The 725-nt window shown below is 67.2% G+C and carries 1 protein-coding gene; it reads right to left on the reverse strand.

The annotated features are described in order from the left end of the window. Positions 1–47: 47 nt before the first annotated feature. A partial coding sequence (locus EN738_RS34790) for a TIGR01458 family HAD-type hydrolase (protein ID WP_127287420.1) occupies positions 48–725 on the reverse strand: 678 nt, incomplete at its 5' end.

Below are 725 nucleotides of genomic sequence, written 5' to 3' on the forward strand. Positions count from 1 at the left end.
ATATATGTGGACAAACTTGCGAGTCCCGCGGTCGCGGAGCCTCGATTTCAGCCCGGGCCGGAGCGCGCGATGATCCAGTCGGCCGCCGCCGCGAGATCGGCGACGGTTGCGGTCGGCGGCGGATCGAACCGCTTCTCGTCGCCGCGGCGATATTTGCCGGTGCGCACCAGCAGGGCACCCGAAAGTCCGGCGCGGAGCGCGCCGGCTATGTCGGCCTCGGCGTCGTCGCCGACCATGATCGCCTGTTCCGGCGGGCAGTTCATCGAAGCCAGCGCCGAGAGAAAGAATGCCGGTGACGGCTTGCCGAGAACGGTGGCGCGTTTCAGCGAGGCAAATTCCAGCGCCGCCACGAACGGTCCCGCATCGAGGCTGAGCCCGCCATCGGCATCGCGAAATGTCCGGTTGGTGGCGAGAGCCAGCAGTTCGGCCCCCGCGGTCAATTCGCGGAAGGCGTCGTTCAGCACCGCATAGGTCAAGGTCTCGCCGGCATCGCCGATGATGACGGCGCGCTTGTCGCGACTTGGCAGTTCGTGAAAGTCCGGCTCGAGACCGGGGTGGACCAGCAGATACGGCGCGCGGCCGTTGCGAAGCAGCCATTCCCGCGCCGCCTGCGCCGGCGTGAAGACGTCCGCCTTGGCCGCGATCAGGCCAATCGCCGCGAGATGGTCGAGAACCCGTTGCTTCGACGAGCGCGTGGTGTTGCTGACGAAGCGTATGGAAAGGCC

It is taken from the genome of Mesorhizobium sp. M4B.F.Ca.ET.017.02.2.1 (genome assembly GCF_003998955.1).
Taxonomy (GTDB): domain Bacteria; phylum Pseudomonadota; class Alphaproteobacteria; order Rhizobiales; family Rhizobiaceae; genus Mesorhizobium; species Mesorhizobium abyssinicae.